This window comes from Methylobacterium sp. ARG-1, from assembly GCF_001262595.1.
Taxonomy (GTDB): domain Bacteria; phylum Pseudomonadota; class Alphaproteobacteria; order Rhizobiales; family Beijerinckiaceae; genus Methylobacterium; species Methylobacterium brachiatum.
The window spans coordinates 117188-143008 of sequence record NZ_LHCD01000004.1 but is presented as its reverse complement, the minus strand read 5'-3'; the positions used below and the strand labels follow the sequence as shown (position 1 = coordinate 143008).

Below are 25821 nucleotides of genomic sequence, written 5' to 3'. Positions count from 1 at the left end.
GGGGCCCGCGCTCAGGCGGGCTCCCACACCGACGCGGTGTTCCGGCGGAAGGTGCCGGGCCCGAGATCGGCGTAGCGCAGGAAGATCTGGAAGGCCGGCTGCATCTCGCGGTGAAGCCGGACCAGGCTCTCCGGGTCGGTGCTGCCGCCGAGATGCCGGCCCATGTCGAGCGTGTAGGGCTCAGCTCCGCCGTAGGGCCGCTCCGGGTCGATCCGCGGCACCCCGTGATCTGCGTCCCAGACGTGGTTGAGCCGCGGGATCAACGCGAGATGCTCCTCCGTCACCGCGAAGGTGATGTGCTCCGGGGTCTCGCCCGTGGTGGAATCCCGGAACACGTCGGTGATCGCCGCGCAATCCAGCTTTGCCAGCGGGTTGTGGTACTGGTAGCGGCCGGGCTTCAGCCGGGCGTTCTGCGAAAACACGGCGAGCCCATCCTCCAGCGCCCGGTGCTCCTCCTCGGCGCCGTCATCGTCCCCCGTCACGTTGGCGATGTCGCCGTCCCGGTCCAGGCTGCCGTAGGGCGCCTCCGGGTGGATCATCGGCGCGCCGGGCTCGGCGCCGTTCCAGGCGACCACCATCCGGCGGATCAAGGCGATGCGCTCGAGGGTGAGGTCGTAGACGGCGTCGGTCATTGTCATTCGGTCCCGGAATATCGCGGCTCTGGCGCCCCTCTTACAGAGCCGATTCGGTGCCTGCTACCGCCGTGACCAGCCCTTGCGTCCGCGTGCCGTCCGATCAACCTGCATCAGGTTCGGATGCCGCGATTCGGGGACGCTCATGATCGATCCGATCGTATGACGGTGCGGCCTAATCGGCCCGAACGGGGCAGCGGGACGGCGCATGCCCGCAGCATGCGCCTCCTCGACCGATACCTTCCGGCCTATCAATTCCACGAGACGCATGCCTGCCTGATCGCGGCCGAGCCTGCCGCGATCCTCGACAGCGTCATCGCCTATCGCCCGGACTCGGATCGGTTCTTCCGGGCGGTGATCGGCCTGCGCGAGTTTCCGACGCGCCTCCTCGGCAGACCGGACGGGCCGCGCGCGCCGTTCGGCTTCGACGATTTCACCCTGCTCCGCCGGAGCGCGGACGAGATCGTCTACGGGCTGGTCGGACGGTTCTGGCGTCCGGATTACGGGCTGGAGCCGGTGGCGGACGGCGCAGCGTTCCGGGCATTCGCGGCGGATGACGTCGCCAAGCTCGCGCTGGCCTTTGCCACCCGGCGTCACCCGGATGGCCGAACCGAATTGGTCACCGAGACGCGGATCGACTGTCCCAGCGGCGCCGCCCGGCTGAAATTCACGCTCTACTGGCTCGTGATCCGCCCCGTGAGCGGCCTCGTGCGCCGGCGCATGCTCGCATCGATCCGGAGCGCCAGCGAGCAGCCCCCGGGGAGTGAGCGCGACACGTCACTGCCGCAGGCAACCCGTGAGGCCCTCGATCTGTCCCATCATCGCCTGGATCTGCGCGGCCCGGCGGCGGACCCCGGGGGAGGGGCGGCCGGCGCTGCGGGTGATCGGGTTCGGCAGGACGGCGGCCAGGAGGGCGGCCTCGCCCCGGGTCAGCCGGCTCGCATCCTTGCCGAACCAGTGCCGGCTCGCCGCCTGGGCGCCGTAGATGCCGTCGCCCCACTCGGCGATGTTGAGATAGATCTCCATCATCCGCCGCTTGCCCCAGAGGGCATCGAGGGCCAGCGCGAGCGGGATCTCGAAGGCCTTGCGGATGTAGGACCGGCCCGGCCACAGGAAGACGTTCTTCACGGTCTGCATGGCGATGGTCGAGGCGCCCCGGCTCGGCGAATCCTCGTCCTCCACGACCTCGCGGATCGCCCCGAAATCGACGCCGTAATCCAGGCAGAAGCGCTGGTCCTCCGAGGCGATCACGGCCTGCGGCAGGACCGACGCGATCGCCGCCAGCGGCACCGGATCCCGGCTCACCGGCTGGAGCGTCAACCACCGTCCGAGCATCAGAGTCGACGGCGGCGTCACCGCGCTATAGACGAGCGCCAGCGTGAGCGTGAAGATGAAACCGAGGGCGGGCAGCAGCAGCAGCGCTCCCACGAGCCGGCGCACACGGCGGGAGCGCCTCGGGCGAGCGCGCGGCAGGTCGCGTGGCCCGTCTCGCGAGACGGCGCGCGACGCCGCGATCCGCCTGGGTCCGGTTCGGTCGTACTTGATTTCATCTCCGCGCAAAGCGACGCCCGATTGATTTCGCCAGGCCAAGACCGGACGCAGCGCCCGATGACCTCGACTTCCTCAACGCAGGCTCAGACCGGTTCGGTCAAGACGGCCACCCCCGCCGCCGAGTTTTCCCACAGGCTGGCGCAGGTCGCCGAGACGGTCGAGACCTTCCTGGTCGAACGGCTTGGCCCGGAAATCGGCCCCGGCGAGATCGCCCGGCCGTCGCGCCTGATGGAAGCGATGCGCCACGCCGTGCTGGGCGGCGGCAAGCGCCTGCGCCCGTTCCTCGCCATCGAGACCGCCCGGATGCTGGGCGGCTCCGAGGCCGCGGCGCTTGCGGCCGGCGCCGGGGTCGAGCTCGTGCATTGCTACAGCCTGGTCCACGACGACCTGCCGGCGATGGACAACGACGACATGCGCCGGGGCAAGCCGACGGTGCACAAGGCCTATGACGAGGCGACCGCGATCCTGGTCGGCGACGCCCTCCAGACGCTGGCCTTCGAGATCGTGGCCGACCCAACCTGGCAGCCGGATGCGCGGATCCGCGCCGACCTGGTGCTCGGGCTGGCCCGCGCCTCAGGCCTCGGCGGCATGGTCGGCGGCCAGCTCCTCGACCTCACCGCCGAGGGGCGGTTCGGTGCGGCCGCCATGGATGTGGACGACACCCTGCGGATGCAGGCCATGAAGACCGGCGCGATCCTGGCTTTCTCGGTGGAAGCCGGCGCGATCGTCGGCGGCGCCGACGCGGAACAGCGTGCGGCGCTGCTGCGCTACGGCCTGGCGCTGGGCCAGGCGTTCCAGATCGCCGACGACATCCTGGACCGGGAGGCGTCGCCCGAGGCGATGGGCAAGGCGACCGGCAAGGACAAGGATGCCGGCAAGGCCACGCTGGTCGACCGTCTCGGCCTCGACGGCGCCCGGGCCGAATGCGACCGCCTCGTCGGCGTCTGCGAGGATGCCGTCGCACCCTGGGGCGAGGGCGCGCGCACCCTTCGGGATGCTGCCCGGTTCACGGTTGCCCGCAAGACATAAGGCCATGCATCGATGACGGCAGTTCCCCGTGACGCATGCTCACGGCACAGGGCGACGCCGGATCGCGACAATTGAGCGGGTGGGTTTGACCGGCCCGCAAGGACGGCGCCGCGATCGTTGGGCATGCCCTCCTATCCGTCGCTTTCCCGTTTCCTGGCCGCCGGCACGGGCCTCGGCGGGCTCGGCTACATGATGGCTCACCCGGATCCCTCCGTGGAGAGCATCCTGATCGGTCTGGCGTGCCTGATCCTGTGCGCCGGCCTGTCCGCGATACCGGCTTCGAAAAAGCCGATCCGCCGCGAATCGGCCCCGATCCAGCCGCCGCCGCAGCAGCCGGAGCCGGAGCCGCAGGCGATCCAGCTCTTGCCCGGACCACAACCCCATCGGCTTCTCATGGCCAAGGTCATGCAGCCCGGCTCCGAGCCTCCCGCGGCGCCGAGCCAACGGGAGCGCAGCGACGACCGGCAGCCTCAGCGGACGCCGTAGATCCGCGGCGAGGGACCGGCGTTCGCCGCGGGTCAGGCACGGTTCTTCTTGTTGTAGACGTCGAGGCAGACCGCAGCGAGGAGCACGATGCCCTTGATGACCTGCTGGTAGTCGATGCCGATCCCCAGGATCGACATGCCGTTGTTCATCACGCCGATGATGAAGGCTCCAATGACGACGCCCGAGACCTTGCCGATGCCGCCGGCCGCGGAGGCGCCACCGATGAAGCAGGCCGCGATGACATCGAGCTCGAAGCCGACGCCGGCCTTCGGGGTCGCGGTGTTGAGGCGGGCGGCGAAGATCATGCCGGCGAGCCCGGCCAGGGCACCCATATTGGCGAAGGTCAGGAAGGTCAGCCGCTCGGTCTTGATCCCCGACAGGCGCGCGGCCTTGATGTTGCCGCCCAGCGCGTAGATGCGCCGCCCGATCGTCGTCCGCGTGGTGATGAAGCGGTACAGCATCACCAGCACGAACATGACGATCAGCACGTTCGGCAGGCCGCGATATGCGCTCATCTGGTACGCGAAGGCGAGGATCACGATGGTCGTGATGCCGTTGCGGAAGATGAACGACGCCAGGCTGTCGGGCTGACTGCCATGCCGCACCTGCACCGTGCGACGCTGCCAGTTGACCCCGAACAGGATGAGCGCGAGCAGCGCCCCGATCAGAAGTGAGGTCCAGGGGCCGGCGAAATTGGTCAGGAACCCCTTCGCGAGGAGCTGGAACACCTCCGGGAACGGCCCGATCGAGGCGCCCTGGAGCAGAGCCAGGGTCAGGCCCCGGAAGACCAGCATGCCGGCCAGGGTGACGATGAAGCTTGGAATGCCGAGATAGGCCACGAACGCGCCCTGTAGACCGCCGATGGCGGCGCCGACCGCGAGGCAGATCACCGTGGCGGAGAGCGGATCGAGGCCGACGCGGACCATCAGCAAGGCGGCAAGCGCGCCCACGAAGCCCACGATCGAACCGATCGACAAATCGATATGCCCGGCCACGATGACCAGCAGCATGCCCAACGCCATCACGACCACGTAGCTGTTCTGCAGGATCAGATTGGTCAGGTTGAGCGGCTGAAACAGCACGCCGTTTGTGGCGTACTCGAAGAACAGCGTGATCAGCAGCAGGGCGATTAGCAGCCCGTAATCCCGAAACTGCGCGGTGCCGAGGAAGCTGCGTTTCGCGCCCGCATCGGCGGCGGGCTTGGCTTCGGGAAGGGACTTGGGAAGGGACTCGGTGCCGGAGATCATCGACTTGCCCGCAGAGATATCGCTCATCCGTTTCGTTCCTTCGAGCGCATGATCGCGCGCATGATCGCCTCCTGGCTCGCGTCCGAGCGCTGGAACTCGCCCACGAAACGCCCCTCGTTCATCACGTAGATGCGGTCGCACATGCCGAGCAGCTCCGGCATCTCCGACGAGATCATCAGCACGGCCCGGCCGCCATCCGCCAACTCGTTGATGATCGAGTAAATTTCGTATTTGGCGCCGACATCGATGCCCCGTGTCGGCTCGTCCAGGATCAGCACCTTGGGGTGCGTGAACAGCCACTTGCTCAGCACGACCTTCTGCTGGTTGCCGCCCGAGAGGTTGACCGTCTGCTGCGCCACGCCGAAGGAGCGGATGCGCATCTTGGACCGATAGTCGGTGGCGACCTGGCGTTCCTTGTCCTCGTCGATCACCGCGGCCGTGGACACGCCCGGCAGATTCGCCAGCGTCGTGTTCTTGGTGATGGTCTCCTCGAGCACCAGGCCGAGCTGCTTCCGGTCCTCGGTCACGTAGGCGATGCCCGCCGCGATCGCCTTGCCGATGGTCGAGACATCGACGTCCCGGCCCTCGATCCGGACGCGGCCCGAAATGCCCTGGCCGTAGGAGCGGCCGAACAGGCTCATGGCGAGTTCGGTGCGGCCGGAGCCCATCAGGCCGGCGATGCCGACGATCTCGCCCTTGCGGACGTTGAGGTTCACGTTGCGCACCACCGCCCGGTCGGCGTGGACGGCGTGGTGCACCGTCCAGTCGCGCACCTCGAGCATCACGTCGCCGATCCGCGGCTCGCGGACCGGGTAGCGGTTGGCCATCTCGCGGCCGACCATGCCCCGGATGATGCGATCCTCGTCGATCGTCTCGTCCCGGCAATCGAGCTTCTCGACTGTGGTGCCGTCGCGCAGGACGGTGATCCGGTCGGCGACCTTCGAGATCTCGTTGAGCTTGTGCGAGATCAGGATCGACGCGATCCCCTGCTCGCGGAAGCGGATCAGCAGGCGCAGGAGCGCGTCGCTATCCTTCTCGCTGAGGCTCGCGGTCGGCTCGTCGAGGATCAGCAGCTTGACCTTCTTCGACAGCGCCTTCGCGATTTCGACGAGCTGCTGCTTGCCGACCCCGAGATGAGTCACCAGCGTATCGGGATTCTCGTCGAGGCCCGCGGTCCTGAGGAGTTCGACCGCCCGGGCGAACATGCGGTCCCGGTCGATGATGCCGAACCGCGCCGGCTCGTTGCCGAGGAAGATGTTCTCGGCGATCGACAGGAACGGCACCAGCGCGAGTTCCTGGTGGATGATGACGATCCCGACGCGCTCGCTGTCGGAGATGTCCCGGAACTGGCAGAGCCGGCCCTCGTAGTGGATCTCGCCCTCGTAGGTGCCGTGGGGATAGACCCCACTCAGCACCTTCATCAGCGTCGACTTCCCGGCACCGTTCTCGCCGACCAGGGCGTGGATCTCGGCGGGCTGGACCGTCAGGTTGACGTCGGAGAGCGCCTTGACGCCGGGGAATGTCTTAGTAATCCCGCGCATTTCGAGGACGGGCTGCATGCGACCAATTCCGGCTCGTCGTTCATGAGGTCGGCAGCCGATGCCGGGGATGCCGGCATCGGCCAGGATCGGTCGGAGCCGGCGCCCGGCCCCGGAAGGCTTACTTGAGCTGGTCGAGCGTGTAGTAGCCCGTATCCACCAGGGCCGGCTTCCAGTTGGCCTTGGTGACGATCACGGGCTTCAGCAGGTAGGCCGGAACGACCTTCTTGCCGTTGTTGTAGGTCTTGGTGTCGTTGACCTCCGGCTGCTTGCCGGACACGATGGCGTCGATCATCGCGACCGTCACCTTGGCCAGCTCACGCGTATCCTTGAAGATCGTCGAGTATTGCTCGCCGGCGATGATCGACTTGATCGATTGCAGCTCGGCATCCTGGCCGCTGACGACCGGCATCTTCAGGCTGCCGGACCCGTAGCCGACGCCCTTGAGCGACGAGATGATGCCGATCGAGATGCCGTCGTAGGGCGACAGGACCGCGTCGAGCTTGGCGCTGCCGTAATAGGCCGAGAGCAGGTTATCCATGCGGGCCTGGGCCGTGGCTGGATCCCAGCGCAGGGTCGAGACCTTGTCCATGCCGGTCTGGCCGGACCGCACGACGAGCTTCTTCGCGTCGATGTAAGGCTGCAGCACCGACAGGGCGCCGTCGTAGAAGAAGTAGGCGTTGTTGTCGTCCGGCGAGCCGCCGAACAGCTCGATGTTGAACGGCCCCTTGCCGTCCTTCAGCCCGAGTCCGTCGACGATCGAGCTGGCCTGCTGCACGCCGACCTGGAAATTGTCGAACGTGGCGTAATAATCGACGTTGGGGGTGCCCTTGATCAGCCGGTCATAGGCGATGACCTTGACGCCGCTATCCTTGGCCTTCGACAGAACGTCGCTCAGCGTGGTCCCGTCGATCGAGGCGATCACCAGGACCTTGGCGCCCTTGGTCAGCATGTTCTCGATCTGGGCGAGCTGGTTTGGGATGTCGTCGTCGGCGTATTGCAGGTCCGGCTTGTAACCCTTCGCCGCCAGCAACTTCACGATGTTGTTGCCGTCGTCGATCCAGCGCTGGGACGACTTGGTGGGCATCGCGACGCCGATCAGGTCGCCGCCGGCGGCAAGCGCCTCGGGAACGGCGAAGCCCGCCAGCATCGAGGCTGCGAGCGCGAGCTTGAGAAAGGTCTGCCTGGTGATCATCAAGTCCCCCCGGTCGTAGCGTAGTCTTGCGCGCCTCTTCGGCGCGCTCCGCATTGTGCGAATGTTTTCTTGATTTGCAGAAGTCATCGCGTGGCCGGATCGATACGTCCGGTCCGGAGCGATCACCCTGCACCGGCGCGTCGATCCCGGCTGATCCCGGGCGACCGAAAGTTGTCGGCCTCGCAGCACCCCGTTCACGCGCTCTGCAGACGCTTGGCGACGGGTCGCGCGATGGCGATGCACAGGTGCGAGGGCCCTCGACCTGTGCGCGACCGAGTTCGGACCCCGGCCGTTTTATTCGAAGATTTGTATGAGTTATAAAACCGGGCGTCAATCGGCGCCGCGCGGCGCGCACGGAAAAACCGTGGCTGTTGGTAGGCGCAAATTCGCCGGCTCGGCGCGACGCGGTCTCCGGGCGGCGCAGGCCTGAGCGGCGGGCGCGGCAATCGCCTGGGCGCGCCGCGCTTGGAGGCTCAGCCGCGGCCGACGAACGGCATCTTGGTCGCCATGACGGTGATGAACTGGACGTTGGCGGACAGGGGCAGGTTGGCCATCATCAGCACCGCGTCGCCGACATGGTCCGGGTCCATCACCGCCTCGGCCCGGATGGAGCCGTCGGCCTGGGCGACGCCCTCCTTCATCTTGCCGCCCATCGGGGTGTCGGCATTGCCGATATCGATCTGGCCGCAGGCGATGTCATAGGCGCGGCCGTCGAGCGACGTCGCCTTGGTCAGCCCGGTCACCGCGTGTTTCGTGGCCGTATAGGCGATCGAGTTCGGCCGCGGGGCATGCGCCGAGATCGAGCCGTTGTTGATGATCCGCCCGCCCCGGGGATCCTGGTCGCGCATGATCCGGAAGGCGTGCTGGGTGCACAGGAACAGGGCGGTGAGGTTGGTGTCCACCACCTGCCGCCACGTCTCGAGCGGCAGGTCTTCCAGGGGGACAGGCGGCGCGCCGATCCCGGCATTGTTGAACAGCAGGTCCAGGCGGCCGAACCGCGACTTGGTCTGCGCGAACAGGTTGGCGATCGAATCCGCGTCGGTCACGTCCGTGGGGACCACGAGTGCGCGCCCGTCCTCGATCTGCGCCGCGACCGCGTCGAGGGGGGCCTGCCGCCGCCCCGACAGCACCACGCTCCATCCGGCCCGGGCGAGGGCCAGGGCCGAAGCCTTGCCGACTCCCGTGCCCGCTCCGGTCACGATCGCAATCCGATCAGCCCCCGACATCGCTGCCTCCCTGTTTATGGCGTTGTCCTGCCTGTACCGGACGGCCGTGGCGCCGCGAAGGGCGATCCGTTTCAGATCGGCCCGAACCGTCGCGGACCGCACCACCGCCAATGCGCTATAGTGGAATGGGGGATGCGGACCGGGAGCGGGGCGATGCGGGCGTACGGGGTGGCGGACGTGACCGGGGCTGGGCGGGGGTGAGCCAACCCGAGATCCCGTTCCTCGCCGGTCTCGACGCTGCGGCGATCGAGGCGGTACGAGCCCGCATGGTCGCGCTGACGGTGCCCGGGGGCCGGACGCTGTTCGAGCAGGGCGAGACCGGGGATGCGCTCTACACCCTGGTCTCCGGCGCGGTCGGCGTTTCGACCCGCGACCATCACGGGGTCCAGACCCGGATCGCCCGGCTGCGCCCGCCCGCGATCTTCGGCGAGATGGCGCTGTTATCCGACGCGCCGCGGGCGGCGACCGTGACGGCTTTGCGCGATTCCCAATTCCTGTGCCTGACCCGCGCGGCCTTCGAGGCCGTGATCGCCGAGCATCCGCGCACGCTCCTGTACTTCGCCCGGATGCTCGCCGAACGCCTGCGCACGCTCTACGAGGGGCATTCGGTCCACCACGCGCCGCGGACCTTCCTGGTGATGGCCGTCACCGACGGCCCCGATCCCGAACCGTTCGCGCAGGCCTTCGCCACCGCCCTCGACGCCATCCTGCCGGGGAAGACCGGTTGCCTGAGCCAGTGGCCGGCAGGTGCCGACGAGGATGGGGTCCAGGCCTTCGAGGCCCGTCACGCGCGGACGGTGTTCGTGGCCCGGGACATCGATTGCCCCTGGTGCCGCCTGAGCCAACGCCTCGGCGACCACGTTCTCCTCCTGGCCGAGCCCGGCGCGCCGCCGCGCCCGGACGTGACCGCCTATTTGGAGCGGGTGCGCTCCGACTGGATCCGGATGGATCTGGTCGTGCGCCAGGATCCTCGGGCCCCGCACCCGAAGGCCCTGCATCCGGCCGTCGCGGCCATGCCCGCTGCGATGCGGATTCAGCTCCGTCCCGGGCGGCCGGACGATATCGGACGGCTGGCGCGGCTCGCCAGCGGCCTCGGGCGGGGCCTCGTGCTGGGCGGAGGCGGCGCGCGGGCGCTCGCCCATCTCGGCGTTCTGCGAGCCCTGTACGAGGCCGGTTGCACGCCGGATTTCGTCGGCGGCACCAGCATGGGCGCGGTGATTGCCGCCAGCCTCGCCATGGGCTGGAGCCTCGCCGAGATCCGGGAGCAGACCGAGGCCGCCTTCGCGGGCCGCAACCCGATCAACGATTACACGCTACCGATCCACGCCCTGACCCGCGGCGCCAAGGTCGATGCGAGCCTCGCCGAGCGCTATGGCGGCGCGCGCATCGAGGATCTGTGGCTGCCGTTCTTTTGCGTGTCGTCGAACCTGACGACCGGCCGCGCGATGATCCACCGCGCCGGCGACCTCCCCAAAGCGCTGCGCGCCAGCATCGCCATCCCGGGGCTGCTGCCGCCGGTCCTGTGCGACGAGGGCGTCCTCGTCGATGGCGGCATGATGAACAACGTGCCGGCGGACGTGGCGGCCGATCTGGAGCGGGGTCCGGTCCTGGCCGTCGATGTCGGCAGCGACCGCGCGTTCCAGGACATGCCGACGCGGGGCTGGCGTGGCCGGCTCCTGCGCAAGCTGATCGGATCGCCGGCGGCGATGCCGGGCTTGGCGCCGCTGCTGCTGCGGGCCGCCACCGTATCGAGCGACGCGCAGACGATGGTGGCCGCAGCCCATGCCACGGCCCTGCTCAAGCCGCCGCTCGCCGGCATCGACCTGCGGGCTTGGTCGAGCTTCCGGGAATCCGCCGAACTCGGCTACCGGGACACACAAGCGAACATCGCGGCCGGCCATCTGGCGCCGTGGCTCGACCCGATGCGCTGACGAATCGACGCGCCGCCCCTGCCGGTCTGGCGTGTGCCAGCGCACGGCGGCGATCCGCAACCGGTAACCGAACGGCCGGGGCAACGATCTTCCCTCTGAGACGACACGTTGAGCCCGAAGATCATGATTCCCTATTCAGCCAGACCAAGCGCGACGACCGAGACGACCGCCGGGCGAAGCCTACGCGACACCGCGGGGTCGCCCTATGTCCCGGCGACCGGTGCCCTGCTGCACGGCGCGGCCTTCGTCCTGCTCTGCCTGTGGACGCGGACCGCCCCCGACCGGCTCAGGGACCAGCTCGATCCCGAGGCGGATTCCTGCTCCGCGCTCGGCTTCTGACGGGACGGATGCGTGGCGGTCCCGCGGGGTGAACCCGTTGGCATGAGGGAGCAAGGCACGGGATGACGGATGTGGCGGGCGTCGCGTTTCGTCGGGTCGGCCTGCCGGGGCTGAGCCTGCACGTCGCAGAGGCCGGTCCCGAGACGGGTCCGCCCACCATCCTGCTGCATGGCTTCCCGGAATTCTGGTACGGCTGGCGGCACCAGATCGGGCCGCTCTCCGAGGCAGGCCTGCGGCTCGTCGTGCCCGACCAGCGCGGCTACGGCCTTAGCGACAAGCCGGATAGCGTAGCCGCCTATCACCTCGATAAACTGGCCGGCGACGTGATCGCCCTGGCCGACGCGTACGGTTTCGCGACGATCCGCCTGGTCGGCCATGATTGGGGCGGGCTCGTCGCGTGGTGTACAGCCAGCCACTATCCCGACCGGATCGCGCGGCTCGCGATCCTCAACGCGCCGCATCCGGGCGTTGTCGGGGCCTACATCCGCAGCCATCCGGGGCAGTGGCTGCGCAGCGCCTATGTCGGGCTTTTCCAGCTGCCAGTCCTGCCGGAGCGGCTGCTCACGGCCGATCGATGCCGGGCTCTGCGGCACGCACTGATCCGGACGAGCCGGCCGGGCGCCTTCGCGCCGTCCGACCTCGACCGCTACGTCGAAGCCTGGCTTCAGCCCGGCGCGATGACGGCGATGCTGAACTGGTATCGCGCGCTTGCCCGATTGCCGCGGGCGACGCCGCCGCGGGTCCGGGCTCCGACCCTGATCCTCTGGGGCAAGCAGGACACCGCCCTCCAACCCGGCCTCGCGGAGGCGAGCCTGGACCTCTGCGATGTCGGGCGGATCGAATGGTTCGATCAGGCGACCCACTGGCTGCCCCAAGAGGAGCCGGCAGCGGTGAACGCCGCGCTGCGGCACTTCCTGACCTGAGCGTCGGATCGAGCCCGGCGGCGCAATGCCCGCTCCCGGAGTCAGGCTCTTCCACGACCAGAAAACTGCGCCCGCGCCGAGCGATCCGCAAGCGCTTGCGGAGCTCGGGTTTGGTCGCGACCACTGGATAATCTTCCCAGAAGTTGCATCACCACAGTTCAAATGATGCGCACGGTTAGTTTCGACGGCTCGGTACGGCCGGCATCACCGATTAATCCGGGCATTTGTCAGATTGCGCAGGAGCATTTTTGCCTAGCACACCGGAACATCTCGGTGCGCGAGCCATTATGGTGGCACCTCTCAGACTAGACCGGAGCATTTCAACGATGTCATTTCGTTCACTGCTGACTGCGGGCCTGTTTTTCGGCGGCCTCGTCGCTGGGACGGCGGCGGTCCAGGCCGCGCCGGCGATGCCGCAGCCGGGACTGGCCGGCGCCGACATGGTCGATACCGTGGCGATGCATCACCATCGCCACCATCGGATGCACCGGCACCATTCCACGCGCCATGAGCGTCGGATGCGCCGCATGAACACGATGCGTCACGGCAACCCGAACGCGAAGAACCCGGCTCTGCGCGGCTACCAGCAGAACCTGGGCAACACCACCGGCGGCCCGCGCTACTGAGCCGGACAAACCGGTCTTCGAACGACAGCCCGGCGCCCATCGCGCCGGGTTTTTTGTTGCTCGGGAGGCTTCATCCACCGGTGGTGACGGCTTCTCCCCAGGCGCGTCGCTTCGCACGGCCTGATTCGGCGAGCCCACTCTGCTAAGAGGCGGCATGGCCCGAACCGCCGTCCGCTCCACCCCCGAAACGCCCCCCGCCGCCGCCCTGGATCCGGCCGGCGCCACGCCCATGATGGCGCAGTATATCGAGATCAAGGCGGCCAATCCCGATTGCCTCCTGTTCTACCGGATGGGAGATTTCTACGAGCTGTTCTTCGGCGACGCGGAGATCGCGTCGCGGGCGCTCGGCATCGTGCTGACCAAACGTGGCCGCCACGGCGGCGCCGAGATCCCGATGTGCGGCGTCCCGGTGGACCGGGCCGACGATTACCTCAGCCGCCTCATCGCCCTGGGCAACCGGGTGGCCGTCTGCGAGCAGACCGAGGATCCCGCCGAGGCCAAGCGGCGCGGCCCGAAATCGGTAGTGCGGCGGGAGGTGGTCCGCCTCGTCACGCCGGGCACCATCACCGAGGACCGCCTGCTCGACCCCGCCAGGGCCAACCTGCTGCTGGCGATCGGGCGGCGCAAGACCGGGGAGGGCGCGACCGCCTATGGTCTCGCCGCCATCGACATCTCCACCGGCCGCTTCTCGCTGAGCGAGGTCCCCGCCGGGGATCTCGCCGGCGCGATTGCCCGGCACGATCCCCGCGAGATCGTCCTGTCCGAGGCGATCCACGCCGATCCGGCGCTGGCGCGGATCTGGCAGGAGAGCCGGGCCGCCATCGTCCCCCTGGCGCAGGCGGAGCTGGAGCCCGCCGCGGCCGAGCGGCGGGTGCGCGAGCAATACGGCGTCTCGACGCTCGACGGCTTCGGCAGCTTCACCCGGGCCGAGATCCAGGCGGCCGGGACCGGCCTTCTCTACATCGCCCGCACGCAGCTCGCCGCCCGGGCGCCGCTCTCGGTGCCGACCCGCGAGGAGGCAGGCTCGACCCTTGCGATCGACGCCGCGACCCGCGCCAACCTGGAGCTGACCCGCACGCTCTCAGGCGAACGCACCGGCAGCCTGCTCGACACGATCGACCGGACGGTGACCGCCAACGGCGCCCGGCTGCTGGCCGAGCGCCTGGCCGGGCCGCTGACCGACCTGACGCGGATCGCACAACGGCACGAGACCGTGGCGTATCTCGTCGAGAACCACACCCTCCGTCGGGCGATCCGCGACACGCTGGCCCGGGCGCCCGATCTGGCGCGGGCGCTCTCCCGGGTGGGCCTGGGACGCAGCGGCCCCCGCGACCTGGCGGCGATCCGCGACGGGCTGACGGCCGCCGCCGGGCTCGGGGCGGTGCTGACCGAGGCCGGGGGAGCGACCGTCGAGCTCGCCGAGATCGCAGAGGCGCTCGGCGCAGCCGATCCCGCTCTGGCGGCGGAGCTTCAGGCAGCGCTGGCCGACGAGCTGCCCCTGTCTAGGCGGGATGGCGGCTTTATCCGAGGGGGATATTCGGAAGAGATCGACGAGGCGCGGCTGCTCGGCCAGGATTCGCGCAAGGTCGTGGCGGCGCTCCAGGCCCGCTACGCCGAGGAGACCGGCTGCCGGACCCTGCGGATCAAGCACAACAACCTGCTGGGGTTTTTCATCGAGGTGCCGCAATCGGTGGGCGAGGCCTGCCTCAAGGGATTGCAGCGCGAATTCGTGCACCGGCAGACCATGGTGGACGCGATGCGGTTCACCAGCGTCGAATTGGGCGACCTGGAGCGACGGATCAGCGGCGCTTCGGAGCGCGCGCTCGCCCTGGAATCGGATCTCTTCGACGCATTGGCCCGTCGTATCGTCGAACAGTCTTCGCAGACGGCACAAGTCGCCGAGGCGATGGCGGCCCTCGACGTCGCCGCCAGCAACGCCGAACTCGCGGTCGAGCTGGACTGGCGCCGACCGGAGGTCGACGATTCGCTGGCCTTCGCGATCACCGGCGGTCGTCACCCCGTGGTCGAGGCGGCCCTGCGCCGGGCCGGCGAGCCGTTCATCGCGAACGATTGCGACCTCTCGGGCGAGACGCGGGGCCGGATCCGGCTGATCACCGGCCCGAACATGGGCGGCAAGTCGACCTTCCTGCGCCAGAACGCGCTGATCGCCGTTCTGGCCCAGATGGGCGCCTTCGTGCCGGCCCAATCGGCGCGGATCGGCCGGGTCGACCGGCTGTTCTCGCGGGTGGGGGCGGCCGACGACCTGGCGCGGGGGCAATCGACCTTCATGGTCGAGATGGTGGAGACCGCGGCGATCCTGAACCAGGCGACGCGGCACTCCCTGGTGATCCTCGACGAGATCGGCCGCGGCACTGCGACCTTCGACGGGCTGTCGATCGCCTGGGCCTGCCTGGAGCATCTCCACGAGGCCAATGCCTGCCGGGCGCTGTTCGCCACCCATTTCCACGAACTGACGGCCTTGGGCGACCGGCTGGCCCGGCTCGACAACGCCACCCTGAAGGTGGCCGAGCACCGGGACGGCGTGGTGTTCCTGCACGAGGTCGTGCCGGGCATCGCCGAGCGCAGCTACGGCCTGCAGGTGGCACGCCTCGCCGGCCTGCCCGGCAGCGTCGTGGCGCGGGCGGGCGCAATCCTCAAAAGCCTGGAGAAGGCCGAGCGCGGCCGCCCGGCCCGGGCCAAGATCGACGACCTGCCGCTGTTTGCGGCGCTCGCCCCGCCGCCACCGCCCGAGCCCCCGGCGGAGGATCCGCTGGGGGTGCTCCTCGACGCGATCGACCCGGATGCGCTGACCCCGCGCGAAGCGCTGGATGCGCTCTATCGGCTGAAGCGCGAGCGAGCGGAGAAGGGGTGAGTGCGGAGCCGCCCACCAAACTCCCTCAACCTGTGCTGTGGGGCCTGGCGAGAGAACCGTCTTAAGAAGCAGATGTCACAGCGCCGGCGCGAAGGAAAATCCGTCCGGGGCGCTGTGGGTCGGCATGCGGCCGGCGCGGCGGTCGGCGACCCAGTCGAGGATGCTGGCGACCACGCGCTCGGAATAGGGTTTTGCGATCACCCCGATGGCGCCGGCGAAGTCGTCCGGGATGCGCTTGGCGTTGGCGGTCATGAACACCACGGTGATCCGCGGGTCGGATGCGAGCGCCCGGGCGACCTCGACGCCGGTCGGGCCGTCCACCAGGTGGATGTCCACGAAGGCGACGTCCGGCTCGGCCGAACGGCCGAGCGCAATGGCCTCCGCCGAGCTTCCTGCGATACCGACCGTGACATGGCCGAGATCGTCCAGCAGACACTCGAGTTCGAGCGCGATCAGCACCTCATCCTCGACCACGAGGATACGGAGCGCAGCATCCGCGCCGGCGTTCCCATCCCGCATGCGATCTCCTGTTTGGCGCCTGGACCGCTGAGCTTTTCGCGAGCTTGAAGCGTTCGGGCCGAATTCTCAAGTCGGCGAGAGAAGCGGGATATCGATCGCCACATAGGTTCCGGGCCCGGCATCCGCCCACGCGATCGTGCCGCGGAGCTGACGGACCACCATCTCAACGAGATTGCGCCCGAATCCGGCCGGGTTCGGCGGCGCGGCCGCGAGGCCCACGCCATCGTCGCGGATCGTCAGTTGCATGCCCGATTGCGTCCGCCGGGCGGTGATCGAGACCCGCCCCTCGCGGGCGTTCGGGAAGGCGTGGCGCAGGGCGTTGGCGGTCAGCTCATGGATCAGCAGGGCGAGCGGCGCCGCCATGGCGGCCACCACCGCGATCGGCTCGACCTCGGCCTCGACCCGCTGCTTCTCGTGATCCAGCCCGGCATTCACGTCGGACAAGAACTCGGAGGCGAAGTCGCCGAGATTGAAATGGGTGCAGTCGCCCTCCGAATAGAGCATCCGGTGTGCGGTAGAGAGCGCGCCGATCCGCTCGGCCATGCCCTGCAGCGCGTCCCGGGCTTCACCCTCCGGGGTGCGGCGGGCCTTGAGCAGCATCAGCGAGGAGATCACCTGAAGATTGTTCTTAACCCGGTGATCGACCTCGTGGAGCAGGGCGGTCTTCTGCTCCAGGGCGGCGCTCAGGTCGTGTGTCCGGGCCGCGACCAGACGCTCCAGCTCGTCGTTGGTGACCCGCATGGTCACTTCACGCTCACGGGTATGGGTCATGTCGGCCTGGGCCGCGTAGAAATAGGCGAGGCCGGCCTCGTCATGGACCGGCGTGACCGTCATCGCGCTCCAGTAGGGCGTGCCGTCCTTGCGGTAGTTGAGAAGCTCGGCGGTCACGGGCTCGCCGGCCTCGATGGCGGCGCGGATCCGGGCGACCTCGGCCGGGTCGGTCCCAGGCCCCTGTAGCATGCGGCAGTTGCGCCCCAGCAATTCGTCGGTGGCGAACCCGGTCAAGCCCAGGAACGCGTCGTTGACCCAGGTGATCGGGTTGTCGGGCGCCCGCGCGTCGGTGATGACCATCGGCGATGGGCTGCGCGCGAACGCATCGACCAGCATCGCGTGCGGCGGGCTGGGCTCGGTTGAGGTACTCAACACATCATTCCACACTTGGTCGACACGACACGTCCGCGCTCTATGACGGCGTGATGGAGCCGGGCGTGCTCCGCGCGTGCGGGACGTGGACACCACGTTAAGCAGTCATCGACCATGATTAAGGCGCACGGCCTCCCGATCCAGCCCCGGCCCGAACGGCCCAAGGCTGCCACGTTTTCGCGAGATCAAGGCCAGTAAGGCTCAGGAGTTCCATGCCATGGCCAACCCGCCACAGGCTGCCCACCGCTTTCATCTGCGCGACATCGTCCAGGACCGGCGAATCCTGCTGATGCTGGCGCTCGGATTCTCATCCGGATTGCCGCTCCTGCTGGTGCTGGGGACCTTCACGCTGCGGCTCGCCTTCTCGGATATCGACGTGCGGGCGATCGGCCTGTTCAGCTACGTGGCGCTGCCGTACTCGCTAAAATTCCTCTGGGCGCCGGCGATCGACCGGCTGAACGTACCGGTCCTGACCGCACGACTCGGCCGGCGCCGGGCCTGGATGGTCACGACCCAGGCCGCGGTCGCCCTGTGCCTGATCCTGATGGCCTTCTCGGACCCGAAGACCAACCTGGCGCTCCTCGGCCTCGGCGCCTTCCTGGTGGCATTCTGCGCGGCCAGCCAGGACGTGGTAGTGGATGGCTGGCGCATCGACGCCGCCGGCAGCGACTTCCAGGGTATCCTGGCGGCGACCTCGAACCTCGGCTACCGGCTCGGGCTGATCGCGGCCGGGGCGGGCGCCCTGTTCATCGCCTCGGCCGGGGGCTGGACGATCGCCTACCTGACCATGGCGGCCCTGATACTGGTCGGCATGATCGCCGCGCTGCTGGCGCCGGCCTTCGACGCGCCGCCGCGGGTGCAGGCGGACTCCACCGGCCATTCCCGGTTCTGGTCGATGCGCCGGGCCGTGCTCGAGCCGCTGACCGAGCTGCACGGCCGGTTCGGCGGCGCGCTCTGGGGCATCCTGCTGCTGGTGGCGCTGTACCGGCTGCCGGACTTCCTCTCCGGGGTGATGGCGAGCCCGCTCTACCGGGCGCTCGGCTTCGACCTAAAGGAGATCGCCACCGTCACCAAGCTCTACGGCATCTGGGTCGGCATCGCGGGCGGCTTCGCGGGCGGCTGGGCGCTGGCCCGGCTGGGCCTGTTCCCGACCCTGCTGCTCGGCGCCTTCCTGGCCGCGTCCTCGCACCTCGCCTTCGCCTGGCTCTCGGCCGGCGCCCCGGAGATCTGGCGCTTGACGGTGGCGATCTCGATCGAGAACTTCTGCGGATCCTTCGCGGGCATCGTCCTCATCGCCTACATGTCCAGCCTCACCAGCACGGCCTACGCGGCGACGCAGTACGCGTTGTTCTCCTCGCTCTACGCGCTGCCGGGCAAGCTGATCGCCGGCTCCTCTGGCTTCGTCGTCGCTGCGATCGGCTATCCGGCCTTCTTCGTCATGACCTCGCTGGTCGGCATCCCGGTGCTGATCCTCTGCCTCGCGGTCGGGCGGCGCGGGCAGCGGCAGGACGAAGCCGCGGCGCGGGCGGCCGAGGCGGCGGGGAACCGCATCCCGGGGCCCGAGCTTCCTTCCACGGCGCGGGCCTCCGGCACCGCGTGATGCGACCAGATCCAGGAATTCACGGATGAGCACGAGCGACCTCACTCGCGCCGACGCGACGCTGCCGGCCCCGATCCCCGAAACCGCCCTGAGCGACGCGGATCTGGCCGCCCTGCGCCGGGCCGTGCAGGTGCTGGAACGGCCAAGCCTAGCCGCCCGCCTGTCCTCAGCGGCCGGAGCCCCCCTCGACATCATCGGCCGCTCGCTGCCGGCCCCGGTGACCGAGGCGGTCGGCCGCTCCACCGAAGCGGCGATGCGCGGCGCCCTGCGGGTCGCGCTGGCGACCCTACCGCGCAAGGATGTCGTTCCGACCGAGGGCACCGAGATCGAGGCGGTCGCCGCCAAGGCGGAGAGCCGGCTGACCCGTCTGCTCGGCTCGGGCGATACCAAGCACAAGGCGTTCGCGGCGCTCTCGGGAGCGCTGGGCGGCGCGTTCGGCCTGGCGACCCTGGCGGTTGAGCTTCCGGTCTCGACCACGCTGATGCTGCGCTCGATCGCCGAGATCGCCCGCGAGGAGGGCGAGAACCTCGAGACGCCGGAAGGCGCGCTCGCCTGCGTCCAGGTCTTCGCCCTGGGCGGCCGGACCAGTACCGAGACCGAGGCTGGCTCGGCACTCACCGAGAGCGGCTACTTCGCCGTGCGCGCGGCCCTGGCCAAGACGCTCGCGGAGGCGGCTCGCTACGCCGGCAGCAAGACCCTGCTCGACCAGTCGGCGCCGGCGCTCATCCGGTTCACCGCGCAGATCGCGGCCCGGTTCGGCCTGGTGGTCTCGCAGAAGGTCGCCGCGCAGGCGGTCCCGGTGCTGGGCGCCTTCGGGGGCGCGGCGGTGAACACCGCCTTCATGAGCCATTTCCAATCGACTGCCCGCGCACATTTCACGGTCCGACGGCTGGAGCGCACCTACGGGGCCGCCGCCGTGCGGGCGGCCTACGAGGTCGAAAAGGCGGCGCTCGGGGCGGCCTGAGCGGTTTCTTCCGGTTCACCGTCATTGCGAGCGCAGCGAGGCAACCCAGTGTGGCGCGCGGTCCCCGAACCCGCCGCTGCCCTAGGTTGCCTCGCTGCGCTCGCAATGACGGGACCGGATCGCATCCCGAACCCGCCTTGATCCGTCCTCCCAGTGCCTCCAGAAACGATCCGGGTGACGCGAAGCGACGGAGGCGATTCTGATCAGCAACGCGGAGATGGTCGCCCGACTCGCCCTGGCCGCGCTCGCCGGCAGCGTGATCGGGCTGGAGCGTGAGCGGCTCCTCTGGGCGGCGGGCCTGCGGACGCACATGCTCGTCTGCGTCGGCTCCTGCCTGATCATGATCGTCTCGGCCTTCGGGTTCAGCGACGTGCTCGGCACCCAGCACGTCGTGCTCGATCCCTCGCGCATCGCCGCGCAGGTCGTGTCGGGCATCGGCTTCCTCGGGGCGGGCACGATCCTGCTGCGCGGCGAGGTGGTGAAGGGCCTGACCACCGCCGCGAGCCTGTGGGGCGTGGCGGCGATCGGCCTGGCGGTGGGCAGCGGGCTTTACGTGCCGGCGCTCGCGACCACGGCCCTGGTGGTCGGGATCCTGGCCGGGATCAAGCCGTTCGAGGAGCGCTGGCGCGAGCGGATGCGGTCGCAGACGCTGCGTATGACCGTGCGCCGGGGCACGATGTCGATCGACACGCTCCACGCGGTCACGGGCGAGCGCGCCTCGCGGGTGCGCCAGTTCACCACCCGCCCGGCCTCCGACCCGAACCTCGACGAGATCACCGTCACCTTCGTCCGGCTGTCCCGCACCAGCTTTGAGGTGATCGCCGCGAAGCTGCGCGAAACCCCGGACGTGGTCTCGGTCGATACCGTCAACAGCTGACGGTTAGGCGGCCGCCTCGCCGTCGAGGAACAGGCGATAGGCCGGGTTCTCGGTCTCGTCGGTGGCCGGATAGCCCAACGCTTCGATCGCCGCGTCGAACCGGACGCGCTCGGCCGGCGGCACCGCGATTCCGGCGAGCACCCGCCCGTAATCCGCACCGTGGTTGCGGTAGTGGAACAGGGTGATGTCGAAGCCCGGACCGAGCGCGTCCAGGAACTTCATCAGCGCGCCGGGCCGCTCCGGAAACTGGAAGCGGAACAGCCGCTCATGCGCGACGCCCACCGCCCGGCCGCCCACCATGTAGCGGACATGGACCTTGGCCATCTCGTTGTCGCTCATGTCGAGCACCCGGTAGCCGGCTTCGCGCAGGTCGCCGATCAGCGCCTGCTTCTCGCGCTTGCCGCCCCCGATGTTGATGCCCACGAAGATCTGCGCCTCGGCGCCCGGCGCGTGGCGGTAGTTGAACTCGGTGATCGCCCGCGGCCCGAGCGCCCGGATGAACGCGCGGTAGGATCCGGGCTGCTCCGGGATGGAGACGCCGAGCAGGACCTCGCGCTGCTCGCCGATCTCGGCCCGCTCGGCGATGTGGCGCAACCGGTCGAAGTTGAGATTCGCCCCCGACGAGATCGCGATCAGGGTGCCGTCGCCGCCCTCGCGCTCGGCGTAGAGCTTGGCCCCGGCAAGGCTCAGCGCCCCGGACGGCTCGGACACCGCCCGGGTGTCGTCGAAGATGTCCTTGACCGCCGCGCACATGGCGTCGGTATCCACCGTGATGACGTCGTCGAGATGCTCGCGGCAGAGCCGGAAGGTCTCCTCGCCCGCCTGGCGCACCGCGACGCCGTCGGCGAACAGGCCGACCGAGGGCAGGCTGACGCGGGTGTCGGCGGCGAGCGCGGCGGCCATACAGGCGGCGTCCTCCGGCTCGACGCCGATCACCTTCGTGCCCGGCCGCAGGTACTTGACGAAGGTGGCGATGCCGGCGGCAAGCCCGCCGCCCCCAACCGGCACGAAGATCGCCTCGATCGGACCGGTATGCTGCTCCAAGATCTCCTTGCCGATCGTGCCCTGTCCGGCGATCACGTCGGGATCGTCGAACGGATGCAGGAATGTCAGGCCCTGCTCGGCCTCAAGAATCTTTGCCTGCGCCAGGGCCTCGTCGAATGCGTCGCCGTGCAGCACCACCTCGGCCCCGCGGGCCCGGCAGGCATCGACCTTGATCGACGGGGTGGTACGCGGCATCACGATCACAGCCCGCGCCCCGAGCTTCGCGGCGGCGAGGGCGACGCCCTGGGCATGGTTGCCGGCCGAAGCGCAGACCACGCCGCGGGCGATCTGGTCCGGGCTCAAGCCCGACATCTTGTTGTAGGCGCCGCGGAGCTTGAACGAGAAAACCGGCTGGAGATCCTCGCGCTTCAGCAGCACCGGCCGACCGAGGCGCTGGGTGAGGCGCGGCATCGGATCGAGCGGGCTCTCAATCGCCACGTCGTAGACGCGGGCGGTGAGGATCTTGCGGATGTAGTCCGTCACAGGGCGTGATCTCAGGTGGTGCAATGATTACGCCCGGCAAATAGCCCCTCGCGGCCGCGGAAGCGAGCGCCCAGGGGGCGGGGCAGATCAGCCCAGCCGCTCGACCAACGCCGCCACCCAAACCAGCAGCGCCGCCACCTGCGCCATGAATGTCCCCGCCGAGGCCAGATCCTTGATCCGGCCGATCATTGGGTGATGGCTCGGGTGGACGTGATCGCAGAGCTTCTCGACGGCGGTATTGAGGAACTCGGCGGCCAGCATCAGCAGCAGGCTCACCATCAGGGCGACCCGGACCCACAGGGTCGCGCCGAGGAGGAGGGCCACCGGCACGCCGAGCGCCAGCAGAACCAGTTCCTGCCGCACGGCCCGCTCGGTGCGGGCACCGTGGCGCAGGCCGCGCCAGGAATTGAGGAAGGCGAGGATCAGGGCGTTCATCGGGCCGCGCCCTCCGGCACCGACCGGCTGATCCATTTGGCGAGCAGCGGCCCGGTGAGCAGCACCACGAACAGGCGCAGGGTCTGCACGGCTAAGACGAAGGACACGTCCGCCTTCGAGCCGACCGCGATGATCGCAACCGAATCGAGTCCGCCCGGGCTCGTGGCCAGCACGGCGGTGAGCAGGTCGATCGGCAGCAGGAAGGTCAGGCCCCAGCCCCAGGCGGCGCAGAGCGCGATCACCGAGAAGGTCGCCGCCAGGATCCCGGGCAGCGCCGAGAGGGTGAGCCGCAGGGTCTCGCGGGTGAAGCGCAGGCCGACATAGATGCCGATGCAGGCATAGGCGAGTTCGAGGATCGTCACCGGCAGGGACATCCGCACGAGGCCGCTGGCATGGAGCAGGCTGCCGAGCACCATCGGGCCGACCTGCGCGCCGGCCGGGACCCGCAGGGCCAGGGCCGCGCCGGCCCCGACCACCGCGACCGCCAGCGTGGCAAGCAGCGAGAGCGGCCCGGTCACCTCAATCACACCAGCGGCGGCACCCGGAACCGGTGTCTCCATCAGGAAGCGGGCGGCGAGCGAGGCGGAGAACACCACGGCGGCAACGCGGACATATTGCATGAAGGCGACGAGGCGCGGATCCGCGCCGAAATCCTCGGCCATGGCGACCATGGCGGAGGCGCCGCCGGGGGACGACCCCCAGGCCGCCGTGGTGCCGGGCAGGACCCGTAGCCGGGTCAGGACCCAGCCGACGAGCCCGCTCGCCGCCACCGTCACCAGCACGACCGCCACGATCAGCGGCCCGTCGTCCAAAAGGGTCTGGGCGATCTGCCCGGTCACCGCGTGGGCCACCAGGCAGCCGATCATCGCCTGCGCGGCGTTGAAGGCGAAGCGCGGCACGTGCAGCCGGGAGCCGGCGACCCCGAAGGCGATCGCCGCGATCATCGGGCCGAGCAGCAGCGCTGCGGGGAAGCCCGCCTGCAGCAGGCCATACGAGATGGCTGCCGACGCGACGGCGAGGGCGGCCCATAGGCCGAGGGTGCGGGAGGAGGGCAAGGCGACCGGTGGGGGATTCACCCGCACTGATTGCCGGGCGGAGGCCCGCTACACTGCAATATGGGCCCTGTCACGGCAAAGATTGTCGGGAATGCCGATGGCGGGGCGGGCGAGCTCCGGTGTTCGTGCGGGGTTGCCGGAATCCGTTTCTCTAAAACCTGAGCATGTCGACCGCTTGCCGCCCGCCACATGGCTTATCCCACCCACCTCGTCATCCCGAGGTGTGGCGCAGCAGCCTCGAAGGGACCCTCCAGGGACCGCTAAGCTGGCTGGAGGGCTCATTCGAGGCCCGCTCACGCGGGCGCCTCAGGATGAGGGGATTGGGTTGGAGCAGCGTCGGACGCTCTTATGGCGCCTGGGTGAGCGCCGCGAAGGCCGCATCCAATTGGCCGCTTGCCGCCGCGAGCGCGGAGCGGCGATCGGCCAGCCAGGTCCGGTCGGCGTCGAGGCGCGTTCGGGCGGCCGCGAGCATGCGCCGGACCTCCCCAGGTTGCGGGCCGCCGAGGCCCTTGGCCGCCTCGATCATGCCGCGGGCCGACAGGGTGGCCCGGAACCGGGCCTCGTCGAGGGGCAGATCCGGTTTCAGGCCCGAGCCGGCGGCGGCCTCCGCGTAGATCCGCTTCACCTCGGCGAAGGGTAGGTCGGCCGGGCGCAGGTCGTGGCTGCGGCCGTAGCTCACCAGCTCGGAGGCGAAATGGTGCCCCAGCCGAAACGGCACGTCGGCCTCGCGCTGGAGCGTGTCGGCAAGCTCCGTGGTGGTGGAATAATCCGCCGCGACCTCGTCGGCGGCCCGGTCGCGGTCGATCACCAGCCCGTCGAGCACGCGGGTCCAGCGTCGGCAGGTCTCGGCCGCCTCGGAGACCGTCCGGCCCGGCGGCTCGGCCTGGTTGCGCTTGTAGTCCGGCATACCGGACTCGACGTTGTGGGCCATGATGACGAAGGCCTGCGCGGCACCGACCACGTCGCTCGCTTTCATGCGCAGGCTGTAGAGCGCCACCGGATTGCGCTTCTGCGGCATGATGCTGCTCGGGCCGGTCAGTGCGCCCTCCCGCAGCAGGATCCATGGCCGGGTCTGGTGATACTGCGCGTAGAGATCCTGCGCGAAGCTGCCGGCCGTGGTGGCGAGGTTGGCGGACAGGCCGGTCAACTCCAGGCCGAGATCCATCGGGGCGAGTTGGCCGGCATCGTAGCTGTTCTCCACCGGCGCATCGAAGCCCAGCAGCCGGGCGAGGCGGACGCGATCCACCGGGAAGCTCGACGTGCCGAGCGCCGCGGCGCCGAGCGGCGACAGGTTCGCGCGCGCCCAGCTCTCCCGCAGGCGATCGGCGTCGCGGGCCAGCGCGCCGGCATAGCCGAGCAGGTAATGGCCGAGCGTCGTCGGCTGCGCCTGCACGCCGTTGGTGTAGGCGGGGACGATCGTGTCGGCCTCCCGCTCGGCGACGGCCAGCAGGGCGGCCCGGGTCTTGTCCAGGGACTCGGCGAGATCGAGCAGCCGGTCCCGCTGGTCGAGCTTCAGCACGGTCGGGATGATGTCCTGCCGGCTGCGGCCGGAATGCATTCGGGTCGCGTCCGGGCCGGCGATCGCGGTGATCAGCGGCTCGATCCGCAGGTAATCGTCCGGCCGCTCGGCCCCCGGCTTGGCGGCCTCCGCGGCGACCTGGTCGAGGGCCCGGGCGATCCGCGCCCCGAGGTCCCGCGGGACGATGCCGGCCTCCACGGTCATGACCAGGGAGGCGCGGCCGATGGCGTCGATCCGGGCAAAGGTGTCTCGGGACGCAGCGAGGGTGGTCGCGGGGGTGAGGAGGGCGACCAGGGTCGCGATCAGTCTGCGCCGCATGCATGTGCTCCTGACGGCACCACTTTTCGTCGGCCGCCTATTCTCTCACAGAGAGGCATTTATCAGCGTCTCTTCGGCTTCGCGATCTCGGTCGAAGACGCATTCCAAGCAACGGATATCCCAATCTCTCCCTCATCCTGAGGCGCCGGACGATCGAAGATCGGCCGGCCTCGAAGGAGCCCTCCGGAGATCGCGGCGGCATCTGGTGGGCTCTTTCGAGGCCCGCTGGCGCGGGCGCCTCAGGATGAGGCCGAGGGTCGGACAGACGG

The 25821-nt window shown here is 69.5% G+C and carries 23 protein-coding genes; 10 read left to right on the top strand and 13 right to left on the bottom strand.

Annotated elements, in window-relative coordinates:
• Positions 1 to 11: 11 nt before the first annotated feature.
• From AKJ13_RS06530 to mtgA, 3 genes are all read right to left on the bottom strand, one after another.
• Positions 12 to 632, bottom strand: a complete 621-nt coding sequence (locus tag AKJ13_RS06530; protein WP_200905597.1) for a hypothetical protein — start codon at positions 630 to 632, stop codon at positions 12 to 14.
• Between the two features lie 63 nt (positions 633 to 695).
• Positions 696 to 1229 carry a hypothetical protein gene (locus AKJ13_RS31295; protein ID WP_144426197.1) on the bottom strand — a complete coding sequence of 178 codons (534 nt, stop codon included), beginning with the start codon at positions 1227 to 1229 and terminating at the stop codon, positions 696 to 698.
• Between the two features lie 180 nt (positions 1230 to 1409).
• Positions 1410 to 2072: a monofunctional biosynthetic peptidoglycan transglycosylase gene (mtgA, locus tag AKJ13_RS06525; protein ID WP_200905596.1), complete on the bottom strand. Its 663-nt coding sequence runs from the start codon at positions 2070 to 2072 to the stop codon at positions 1410 to 1412.
• Positions 2073 to 2240: 168 nt separating this feature from the next.
• Here mtgA and AKJ13_RS06520 point away from each other — a divergent pair, with 168 nt between their 5' ends.
• Together AKJ13_RS06520 and AKJ13_RS06515 are read left to right on the top strand one after the other, a co-directional pair.
• A complete protein-coding gene (locus AKJ13_RS06520; protein WP_050732627.1) occupies positions 2241 to 3212 on the top strand; it encodes a polyprenyl synthetase family protein in 972 nt (323 codons plus the stop codon).
• 123 nt (positions 3213 to 3335) lie between these two features.
• A complete protein-coding gene (locus tag AKJ13_RS06515) occupies positions 3336 to 3698 on the top strand; it encodes a hypothetical protein (protein ID WP_050732626.1) in 363 nt (120 codons plus the stop codon).
• A 32-nt stretch (positions 3699 to 3730) separates the two neighbouring features.
• Here AKJ13_RS06515 and mmsB read toward each other — a convergent pair whose 3' ends face one another.
• The 4 genes from mmsB to AKJ13_RS06495 all read right to left on the bottom strand — a co-directional run bounded on the left by mmsB (position 3731) and on the right by AKJ13_RS06495 (position 8904).
• The gene (gene mmsB, locus AKJ13_RS06510) at positions 3731 to 4972 is read right to left on the bottom strand and encodes a multiple monosaccharide ABC transporter permease (RefSeq protein ID WP_050732625.1); all 1242 of its coding nucleotides are present in this window, start codon (positions 4970 to 4972) and stop codon (positions 3731 to 3733) included.
• On the bottom strand, positions 4969 to 6504 hold the full coding sequence (mmsA, locus tag AKJ13_RS06505; RefSeq protein ID WP_050732624.1) for a multiple monosaccharide ABC transporter ATP-binding protein: 1536 nt from the start codon (positions 6502 to 6504) through the stop codon (positions 4969 to 4971). The genes mmsB and mmsA overlap by 4 nt, the downstream gene beginning before the upstream one ends.
• A gap of 100 nt (positions 6505 to 6604) precedes the next feature.
• Positions 6605 to 7633 (bottom strand): multiple monosaccharide ABC transporter substrate-binding protein, encoded by a 1029-nt coding sequence (chvE, locus tag AKJ13_RS06500; RefSeq protein ID WP_244471535.1) that lies wholly within the window; start codon positions 7631 to 7633, stop codon positions 6605 to 6607.
• 518 nt (positions 7634 to 8151) lie between these two features.
• Positions 8152 to 8904: an SDR family oxidoreductase gene (locus AKJ13_RS06495; RefSeq protein WP_050732622.1), complete on the bottom strand. Its 753-nt coding sequence runs from the start codon at positions 8902 to 8904 to the stop codon at positions 8152 to 8154.
• Positions 8905 to 9101: 197 nt separating this feature from the next.
• Between AKJ13_RS06495 and AKJ13_RS06490 the strand changes: the two genes are divergently transcribed.
• The 5 genes from AKJ13_RS06490 to mutS all read left to right on the top strand — a co-directional run bounded on the left by AKJ13_RS06490 (position 9102) and on the right by mutS (position 15595).
• Positions 9102 to 10835, top strand: coding sequence for a patatin-like phospholipase family protein (locus tag AKJ13_RS06490; RefSeq protein WP_050732621.1), 1734 nt, complete (start codon positions 9102 to 9104; stop codon positions 10833 to 10835).
• 123 nt (positions 10836 to 10958) lie between these two features.
• Positions 10959 to 11174, top strand: a complete 216-nt coding sequence (locus AKJ13_RS06485; RefSeq protein ID WP_050732767.1) for a hypothetical protein — start codon at positions 10959 to 10961, stop codon at positions 11172 to 11174.
• A 62-nt stretch (positions 11175 to 11236) separates the two neighbouring features.
• On the top strand, positions 11237 to 12097 hold the full coding sequence (locus AKJ13_RS06480; protein ID WP_050732620.1) for an alpha/beta fold hydrolase: 861 nt from the start codon (positions 11237 to 11239) through the stop codon (positions 12095 to 12097).
• Positions 12098 to 12423: 326 nt separating this feature from the next.
• Positions 12424 to 12723, top strand: coding sequence for a hypothetical protein (locus AKJ13_RS06475; RefSeq protein WP_050732619.1), 300 nt, complete (start codon positions 12424 to 12426; stop codon positions 12721 to 12723).
• Between the two features lie 154 nt (positions 12724 to 12877).
• Entirely contained in the window at positions 12878 to 15595 is a 2718-nt protein-coding gene (mutS, locus tag AKJ13_RS06470; RefSeq protein ID WP_050732618.1) for a DNA mismatch repair protein MutS, read from the top strand.
• A gap of 75 nt (positions 15596 to 15670) precedes the next feature.
• On the opposite strand, the gene AKJ13_RS06465 is transcribed toward mutS, so the two are convergent.
• Together AKJ13_RS06465 and AKJ13_RS06460 are read right to left on the bottom strand one after the other, a co-directional pair.
• Positions 15671 to 16114, bottom strand: a complete 444-nt coding sequence (locus AKJ13_RS06465) for a response regulator (protein ID WP_050732617.1) — start codon at positions 16112 to 16114, stop codon at positions 15671 to 15673.
• Positions 16115 to 16180: 66 nt separating this feature from the next.
• A complete protein-coding gene (locus tag AKJ13_RS06460) occupies positions 16181 to 17221 on the bottom strand; it encodes a PAS domain-containing protein (RefSeq protein ID WP_050732616.1) in 1041 nt (346 codons plus the stop codon).
• Positions 17222 to 17474: 253 nt separating this feature from the next.
• On the opposite strand from AKJ13_RS06460, the gene AKJ13_RS06455 reads away from it, so the two are divergent.
• The 3 genes from AKJ13_RS06455 (at position 17475) to AKJ13_RS06445 (ending at position 20698) form a co-directional block, all read left to right on the top strand.
• Positions 17475 to 18857 carry an AmpG family muropeptide MFS transporter gene (locus tag AKJ13_RS06455; RefSeq protein WP_050732615.1) on the top strand — a complete coding sequence of 461 codons (1383 nt, stop codon included), beginning with the start codon at positions 17475 to 17477 and terminating at the stop codon, positions 18855 to 18857.
• Between the two features lie 25 nt (positions 18858 to 18882).
• The gene (locus AKJ13_RS06450) at positions 18883 to 19821 is read left to right on the top strand and encodes an EcsC family protein (RefSeq protein ID WP_050732614.1); all 939 of its coding nucleotides are present in this window, start codon (positions 18883 to 18885) and stop codon (positions 19819 to 19821) included.
• A gap of 217 nt (positions 19822 to 20038) precedes the next feature.
• Positions 20039 to 20698 (top strand): MgtC/SapB family protein, encoded by a 660-nt coding sequence (locus tag AKJ13_RS06445; protein ID WP_082316875.1) that lies wholly within the window; start codon positions 20039 to 20041, stop codon positions 20696 to 20698.
• 3 nt (positions 20699 to 20701) lie between these two features.
• Here the strand turns inward: AKJ13_RS06445 and ilvA are convergent, their stop codons facing one another.
• The 4 genes from ilvA to AKJ13_RS06425 all read right to left on the bottom strand — a co-directional run bounded on the left by ilvA (position 20702) and on the right by AKJ13_RS06425 (position 25552).
• Complete coding sequence (gene ilvA, locus AKJ13_RS06440; protein WP_050732612.1) at positions 20702 to 22225, bottom strand: threonine ammonia-lyase, biosynthetic; 1524 nt, start codon at positions 22223 to 22225, stop codon at positions 20702 to 20704.
• 87 nt (positions 22226 to 22312) lie between these two features.
• Positions 22313 to 22660, bottom strand: coding sequence for a diacylglycerol kinase (locus AKJ13_RS06435; protein ID WP_050732611.1), 348 nt, complete (start codon positions 22658 to 22660; stop codon positions 22313 to 22315).
• On the bottom strand, positions 22657 to 23715 hold the full coding sequence (locus tag AKJ13_RS06430) for an AbrB family transcriptional regulator (protein WP_050732610.1): 1059 nt from the start codon (positions 23713 to 23715) through the stop codon (positions 22657 to 22659). Before AKJ13_RS06430 ends, AKJ13_RS06435 begins: the two co-directional genes overlap by 4 nt.
• A gap of 346 nt (positions 23716 to 24061) precedes the next feature.
• Positions 24062 to 25552, bottom strand: coding sequence for an argininosuccinate lyase (locus AKJ13_RS06425; protein ID WP_050732609.1), 1491 nt, complete (start codon positions 25550 to 25552; stop codon positions 24062 to 24064).
• Between the last annotated feature and the right edge of the window lie 269 nt (positions 25553 to 25821).